This is a genomic window from Pseudomonas sp. GXM4 (genome assembly GCF_008923895.1).
Lineage (GTDB): Bacteria > Pseudomonadota > Gammaproteobacteria > Pseudomonadales > Pseudomonadaceae > Aquipseudomonas > Aquipseudomonas atacamensis.
Window position 1 is genome coordinate 1 of record NZ_WBRZ01000290.1, and the last position, 6,486, is coordinate 6,486.

Here is a 6,486-nt window from a genome sequence, read left to right on the forward strand (position 1 = left end):
AATTGGGTAATCACCTCCGGCCCTGTGGGAGCTGGCTTGCCAGCGATTGGCCGCGCCTCGGTCTCAAGCTTTAGAAACAAGTCTCCATGGTCTCGATGACCGCCAACTGCTCATCCACCAGCAACCCTACCCGCCACTTGTCAAAAGTCAGGCATGGATGCGAAGTACCAAAGGAAATGATGTCGCCGACCCTCAGTTCTACACCCGGCGCCACGGTCATGAACGCATGCTGATCCATCACCGCCGTGACCTTGCACGCGCCGACATCATCCCCCGCCGCCGGCACCACGCCGGCCTTGTAGCGCAACAACGGCACCGGCAAACCGGCATCGAAGGCGACGTCGCGCTTGCCCAGAGCAATAACCGCAAAACCCGGTTCCGGCAGCGACTGCACGTGGGCCCAGACTTCCAGCGCCGGGCGCAGGCCTTCGTGCAGGTCGCTGCGACGGTCGAGCACGCAGCACTGCGCCTCTTTGTAGATGCCATGGTCGTGCGCCACGTAACTGCCCGGGCGCAACACGCTGAGGAAACGGCCAGCGGCGTTCTGGGTTTCGAAAGATTCGGCGATCAGGTCGTACCAGGCCGAACCCGACGCAGTGATGATCGGTCTGGCGATGGCAAAGGCGCCGCTGTCCTGTAGCTGCACCGCGAGGCGAACCAGCGATGCGGCGAACTCACGAATGCCACTGACCGCATGATCGCCATGAATCACGCCTTCGTAACCTTCAATACCGGTGAGAGCCAGTGCCGGTTGCGCATCGATGGCCTTGGCCAATTCGATGACTTCCTGCTCGCTGCGGCAACCGCAACGGCCGCCAACCACGCCGTATTCGATCATCACGTTGAGCTTCACTCCCCGCGAAGCGAAGTAACTCCCGAGGTCGGCGACGTTGTCCGGGTGGTCGACCATGCAATGGAAATCGAACGTCGGATCGGCGAGCAGATCGGCAATCAACGCCATGTTCGGCGTACCGACCAACTGGTTGGCCATCAACACGCGACGCACGCCGTGGGCATAAGCCGCGCGGGTCTGGGTGGCGCTGGCGAGGGTGATTCCCCAGGCGCCGGCGTCAAGCTGTCGTTTGAACAGTGCCGGGGTCATGCTGGTTTTGCCGTGGGGCGCCAGTTCGGCGCCGCTGTCGCTGACAAATTTCTGCATCCAGCGAATATTGTGCTCCAGCGCCTCGCGGTGCAGCACCAGCGCCGGCAGGCTGACGTCGCGGGTCAATTGCGCACCGATGGCGGCGTCGCCTTTTTCTACGGCAGAGTTGATGGCAGTGGTCATGGTCGAATCCTCACAGGCGCGGCCGCAGGCAGCCGCGGTTATTCGTTGATCCGCCGGGCGAGGCTGTTGGCGCTCTCGATCAGCACCCGGCGATAGTCGTTGTAATTGTTTTTCGCATCGGCGCGCGGGGCGACGATGCACAACGTGCAAATGGCCACGCCCTGCGGGTCTTTGACCGGCGCGGCGAAGCAATGGGTGAAGGTGTCGGCGACGCTGTCGAAGGAGAAGAAGCCATCGCTGCCGGCCTGACGAATCTCCGCCAGAAAACGGTCCAGTGGCAGGCGTTCGCCGTCGGGCAGGATGTAGTCGTCTTCGTCGATCAGGTCGATGATCTGTTGATCGCTCAAGTGCGCGAGCAACAGACGCCCGGAAGCCGTCCACGGGATCGGCGCGTTTTCGCCGATATCCGATGAGATGCGGAAATGCCGCTCACCCTCCTTCATCAATGCAACGGTGTATTTGCGCCCGTTGAGCAGACACATCTGCGCGGTTTCGCGGGTCTGGCTGACGATCTCTTGCAAGGCGTGATCGGCCTCGCGACTGAGGTCGAAATGCCGCAGATGCGCCTGACCAAGGAAGTACAACTGGCGGCCAAGGTAGACGTGGCCATCCTTGCCCACCGGCTCGAGAATCCGTCGCTCCAGCAAGGATGCGACCAGTTCGTAGACCGTCGATTTCGGACTGCCGATGCCATTGGCGATGTCGTTGGGGCGCAGGGGCTGGCCGATTTCCTTGAGAAAATCGAGGATATCGAACGCCCGGTCCAGACCGCGTGCCCGGCGCTTGATGGTGTCTTCGGTCATGTCAGTGGTTTCCATTCAAAGTCGCCGGGATTTTACAGCCAATGATCGTTCCCATGCTCCGCGTGGGAATGCCTTACCGGACGCTCCGCGTCCACTTTTGGGACGCAGAGCGTCCCGGGCCGCATTCCCACGCAGAGCGTGGGAACGATCGGCGTGTATCAGGCCTTCTTCTTGTAGGCAATGCAGTCAATCTCAACCTTGCAATCAACCATCATGCTCGCCTGCACACAGGCCCGCGCCGGGGCGTGTTCGGGTTTGAAATACTCGGCGAAGACCTTGTTGAAACTGCTGAAATCCCGTGGATCGTCCAGCCAGACGCCAGCGCGGACCACGTCTTCAAGACCATAACCAGCCTCTTCGAGAATGGCGATCAGGTTCTTCATGGTCTGGTGGGTCTGTTCGACAATGCCACCAACGATGATCTCGCCATCCACCGCCGGTACCTGGCCGGACACATGCAGCCAGCCATCCGCTTCAACTGCGCGGGCGAATGGACGAGGCTGGCCGCCGGCGGCGGTGCTGCCGGTGCCGTAACGCGTAATGCTCATGGGTGTTTCTCCTGATTGCAAAAGTGCAGATTCAAAACCGCGTGCTCTTGAGAAATTCCGCCAGACGCGGCGATTGCGGGCGTTCGAACAGTTCCTTGGGAGGTCCCTGCTCTTCGATCCGCCCTTGATTCATGAAAACGATCTTGTCCGAAACCTCAAACGCGAAACGCATTTCGTGGGTCACCAGCAACATGGTCATGCCGTCTTCGGCCAGCCCCTTGATCACGTTGAGCACCTCACCGACCAGCTCCGGATCGAGGGCCGAAGTGACCTCATCGAAGAGCATCAGGCTGGGGTTCATCGCAATCGCTCGGGCAATCGCCACGCGCTGTTGCTGGCCACCGGACAACTGACCGGGAAAGTGATTGCGCCGCTCCAGCAGGCCAACGCGCTCCAGCCATTTTTCCGCGAGCACCACAGCTTCGTCCTTGTGCATCTTCTTCACCTTGAGCAGGCCCAAGGTGACGTTCTGCAAAGCGGTCAGGTGCGGGAACAGGTTGAATTGCTGGAAGGCCATGCCGGTCATCGCACGATGGCGGGCAATGACCTTTTCCGCATGGCGCACGCGTTTGCCGTTGACCTCGTCGTAGCCGATGGACTCGCCGTCGAGCAGGATCTGCCCGCCCTGGAATTCTTCGAGCATGTTCACGCAACGCAGCAGCGTGGTTTTGCCCGAACCGCTGGAGCCGATCAGCGTGACGACGTTGCCGCGCTGCATGCTCAGGTCGACACCCTTGAGCACTTCCACCGCGCCGTACTGTTTGTGCAGGCCGCGAATGTCCAGCAATGCCTGATCCTGTGAAGCAACTTGAGCTTGAGTCATGGCAGGGCCACCCGCTTTTCAATGTGCCGGCCGAGTAATTCGATGCCGTAGTTGATGACGAAGAACAGAAAACCGGCGAACAGGTAGAACTCCAGGGTCATGAAGTTCCGGGCGATGATCTGTTGCGTGCTGAGCAGCAATTCGGCGACGCCGATCACCGAGAGCAAGGTCGACGCCTTGACGATTTCGGTGGACGAGTTGACCCAGGTCGGCAGGATCTGCCGCAGCGCCTGAGGTAACAGTACGTAGCCGAGGGATTGATAGAACGTCAGGCCGATGGCTTTCCCCGCCTCCATCTGCCCGCGCGGCAAGGCTTGCAGCGCACCACGAACGATTTCGGCGACGTGCGAGCCGCAAAACAGTGTCAGGCCCAGGGCTCCAGCCTGAAACGCACTGATCTGCCAACCGAGCGCCGGCGCCATATAAAAGCAGGCCAGCACCAATACAAACACCGGTGTGCCGCGAATCAGATCGACGTACAGCCGAAACGGCGCGCGCATCCAGAATCTGCCGTAAGTCAGGACCAGGCCGGCAACCACGCCGAGCATGGTGCCCAACACAATGGCCAGCGCCGAGACCTGCACGCTGGTCAGAAAGCCCTGCCACAACGGCTCGCGCGCGACCCACAATTCATGCAACCAACTGGGAGATTCGTACATCGCAGCCTCCTATCGGCGGATCGCCAGACGCTGCTCGAGGTAACGCAGCAGCATGGCAATGAGGTAACAGGCCGCGACATACAACGCCGTGGTCACCAGCCAGGTTTCGATCACCCGGTAGCTTTCGACGTTGATCTTGCGCGCGTAATAGGTCAGCTCCGGCACCGCAATCGCAGCCGCCAGCGAGGTGTCCTTGAACAGCGAAATGAAGTTGTTCGACAGCGCCGGCAACACGTTGCGCAGCATCACCGGCACGGTGACGTAAGCCTTGACCTGCCATTCACCGAGACCGATTGCCAGCCCGGCTTCGCGCTGGCCTTTGGGAATGCTCAGCAAGCCGCCACGGAAGACTTCGGTCAGGTACGCGCCGGCATACAGCGACAGCGTGATGATGAACGAAGGAATCTTGTCCAGACGAATGCCAAGGCTGGGCAGTGCAAAGTAGATCAACAGAATCAACACCAGGATCGGCGTGTTACGCACTACCGTGACGTACACCGAGGCCAGCACCCGCAAGGCGCGATGCTTCGACAGCAAAGCGAACGCCATCAGCAGGCCGATCATGCAGCCGATGGCGATCGACACCAGCGCCAGCTGCAAGCCCAGACCGAGCCCCGCCAGCAAGGTGTCGAAATCGCGCCACACGGCGGCAAAGTTCAACTGATAGTTCATGGTCAGCAGTACCTTGAGCGGGGCGATTTGACTCGCCCCACTCTCACGGGATCATTTGAATTCGACTGGGAAACCGATGGCTGGAGATGGCAGATCAACACCGAACCATTGTTTGAACGAAGCGGCGTAGGTCGGGAACTCAACACCGGTCATGGCTTCATGCAGCGCGGTGTTGACGAAGTTCAGCCAGTCCTGATCGCCACGTTTGACGGCGCAGGCGTAAGTCTGCGGGCTCCAGGCATAGCTCGGGCTGCGGTAGCGGCCAGGGTTCTGCACCATCAGGTATTTGACTGAGGACTGATCGGTGGCGGCGGCATCGGCGCGGCCGGAGTTCACGGCCTGGTACATCAGGTCAACGCTGTCGTACTGATCGACCTTGGCTTTGGGCAATGCCTGATGCACCAGTTCTTCGGCGTAGACGTTCTGCAGCACCGCAACGGTGACGTCATCGCCCGCCGCCTGCAGGTCTTCGATTTCCTTGTACTTGCTGTTGTTCGGCAACAGCAGCCCAACACCTTCGCGGTAGTACGGCAGGGTGAACGCGACTTGCTGTGCGCGGCTGGCGGTAACGGTGATGAACTGGCAGCTCATGTCGACCTTGTCGGTGAGCAGATTGGGAATCCGCGCATCGGACGACTGCACCACGAACTCGACTTTGCTCGGGTCGTTGAACAGCCCTTTGGCCACGATCCTGGCGATGTCGATATCAAAACCCTGCAACTTGCCGTCCGCGCCCTGAAAGTGCCACGGCGCATTGGTGCTGCCGGTGCCCACGATCAACTTGCCACGGGCGAGAACACTGTCGAGCTTGCTGTCGGCAGCCTGGGCCAGGCCCATGACCGAGGAAGAAGCCGCAAGAACAAAAACACACGCTTTGAACAAAGAAGGACGGCGATGCATGGCAAGCACTCCAGAATTGTGTTTATTCCGCTATACCGGAACACGGTTTGTTACTACGGAATAGACAGCAGAAAGTGTGCCACAGGAATCAGGAGAAATCTGTAGTCGTATTGAATGCTTTGTTAATCAAGGAGATATGGACTTGCGGACCAATTGATCGGTCCGACCCAATACGCAGAAAGGTCCCTGCGATCACTAATGAAAGGGGTGATTCGTTCCCAACTTGGGTCAGATGGCGTCGTGATGGTGCGAATCAGGGTTACAGTTGAGCAATACCTGTGTCAGCGTTTGAGTGCCTGCCTGTACACATCACCACCCTGCCGTTTCCCAACCGCTATCACCGTAACGAGCAGTACCTCGTCCCTGACCCGATAGACCAACCGATATCCAGCGCTTCGAAGCTTGATTTTATAGGCGTTACTCAATCCTTTCAGACGAGCCGCCGGAACGTGGGGATTTGCCAGCCTTTCAACAAGTCTATTTTTGAACTGCTCTCTGAGCTCCGACCCAAGCTTTCGCCACTCCTTCCAAGCCTTTTCAGAAAATTCCAGTTCATAGGTCATCAATGGATACCTTGATGGTCGGATCGTTTTCTCGCTCCTTGCAAAGGGCGATCAGTTCCAGATCCTCCAGGCGCTCCATCATTGCTTCATATTCCTTGGCAGGAACACAGTAGAAGGCCGGTTCGTTTCGATTAAGGATCGCCACAGGCCGGCCTCCACCAGCTGCCACTGTACCCATAGGATTTTTTTTCAATTCGGAAATACTCGCTACGACGTGAGACAGAACAATGTGC

The 6,486-nt window shown here is 59.1% G+C and carries 9 protein-coding genes; all 9 read right to left on the bottom strand.

Annotation, left to right across the window (positions count from 1 at the left end; translation table 11 throughout):
* Nucleotides 1-70: 70 nt before the first annotated feature.
* The 9 genes from F8N49_RS24005 to F8N49_RS24045 all read right to left on the bottom strand — a co-directional run bounded on the left by F8N49_RS24005 (nucleotide 71) and on the right by F8N49_RS24045 (nucleotide 6,482).
* On the bottom strand, nucleotides 71-1,285 hold the full coding sequence (locus tag F8N49_RS24005; protein WP_151552858.1) for an amino acid deaminase: 1,215 nt from the start codon (nucleotides 1,283-1,285) through the stop codon (nucleotides 71-73).
* Between the two features lie 38 nt (nucleotides 1,286-1,323).
* Nucleotides 1,324-2,088: an IclR family transcriptional regulator gene (locus tag F8N49_RS24010; protein WP_016774498.1), complete on the bottom strand. Its 765-nt coding sequence runs from the start codon at nucleotides 2,086-2,088 to the stop codon at nucleotides 1,324-1,326.
* Between the two features lie 158 nt (nucleotides 2,089-2,246).
* Nucleotides 2,247-2,636, bottom strand: a complete 390-nt coding sequence (locus F8N49_RS24015; RefSeq protein WP_016774497.1) for a RidA family protein — start codon at nucleotides 2,634-2,636, stop codon at nucleotides 2,247-2,249.
* A gap of 31 nt (nucleotides 2,637-2,667) precedes the next feature.
* Nucleotides 2,668-3,459: an amino acid ABC transporter ATP-binding protein gene (locus tag F8N49_RS24020; protein WP_073474746.1), complete on the bottom strand. Its 792-nt coding sequence runs from the start codon at nucleotides 3,457-3,459 to the stop codon at nucleotides 2,668-2,670.
* A complete protein-coding gene (locus tag F8N49_RS24025; RefSeq protein WP_016774495.1) occupies nucleotides 3,456-4,118 on the bottom strand; it encodes an amino acid ABC transporter permease in 663 nt (220 codons plus the stop codon). Before F8N49_RS24025 ends, F8N49_RS24020 begins: the two co-directional genes overlap by 4 nt.
* A 9-nt stretch (nucleotides 4,119-4,127) precedes the next feature.
* The gene (locus tag F8N49_RS24030; protein ID WP_151552859.1) at nucleotides 4,128-4,790 is read right to left on the bottom strand and encodes an amino acid ABC transporter permease; all 663 of its coding nucleotides are present in this window, start codon (nucleotides 4,788-4,790) and stop codon (nucleotides 4,128-4,130) included.
* Between the two features lie 51 nt (nucleotides 4,791-4,841).
* A complete protein-coding gene (locus F8N49_RS24035) occupies nucleotides 4,842-5,690 on the bottom strand; it encodes a transporter substrate-binding domain-containing protein (protein ID WP_016774493.1) in 849 nt (282 codons plus the stop codon).
* Nucleotides 5,691-5,971: 281 nt separating this feature from the next.
* Nucleotides 5,972-6,253, bottom strand: coding sequence for a type II toxin-antitoxin system RelE/ParE family toxin (locus tag F8N49_RS24040; RefSeq protein WP_151552861.1), 282 nt, complete (start codon nucleotides 6,251-6,253; stop codon nucleotides 5,972-5,974).
* A complete protein-coding gene (locus tag F8N49_RS24045; protein WP_151552863.1) occupies nucleotides 6,243-6,482 on the bottom strand; it encodes a type II toxin-antitoxin system Phd/YefM family antitoxin in 240 nt (79 codons plus the stop codon). The genes F8N49_RS24040 and F8N49_RS24045 overlap by 11 nt, the downstream gene beginning before the upstream one ends.
* Nucleotides 6,483-6,486: the final 4 nt, after the last annotated feature.

What these genes read in the sequence shown, in the direction of transcription:
- F8N49_RS24005 (WP_151552858.1), bottom strand. Translation starts at nt 1,285, where the DNA reads ATGACCACTGCCATCAACTCTGCCGTAGAAAAAGGCGACGCCGCCATC.
- F8N49_RS24010 (WP_016774498.1), bottom strand. Translation starts at nt 2,088, where the DNA reads ATGACCGAAGACACCATCAAGCGCCGGGCACGCGGTCTGGACCGGGCG.
- F8N49_RS24015 (WP_016774497.1), bottom strand. Translation starts at nt 2,636, where the DNA reads ATGAGCATTACGCGTTACGGCACCGGCAGCACCGCCGCCGGCGGCCAG.
- F8N49_RS24020 (WP_073474746.1), bottom strand. Translation starts at nt 3,459, where the DNA reads ATGACTCAAGCTCAAGTTGCTTCACAGGATCAGGCATTGCTGGACATT.
- F8N49_RS24025 (WP_016774495.1), bottom strand. Translation starts at nt 4,118, where the DNA reads ATGTACGAATCTCCCAGTTGGTTGCATGAATTGTGGGTCGCGCGCGAG.
- F8N49_RS24030 (WP_151552859.1), bottom strand. Translation starts at nt 4,790, where the DNA reads ATGAACTATCAGTTGAACTTTGCCGCCGTGTGGCGCGATTTCGACACC.
- F8N49_RS24035 (WP_016774493.1), bottom strand. Translation starts at nt 5,690, where the DNA reads ATGCATCGCCGTCCTTCTTTGTTCAAAGCGTGTGTTTTTGTTCTTGCG.
- F8N49_RS24040 (WP_151552861.1), bottom strand. Translation starts at nt 6,253, where the DNA reads ATGACCTATGAACTGGAATTTTCTGAAAAGGCTTGGAAGGAGTGGCGA.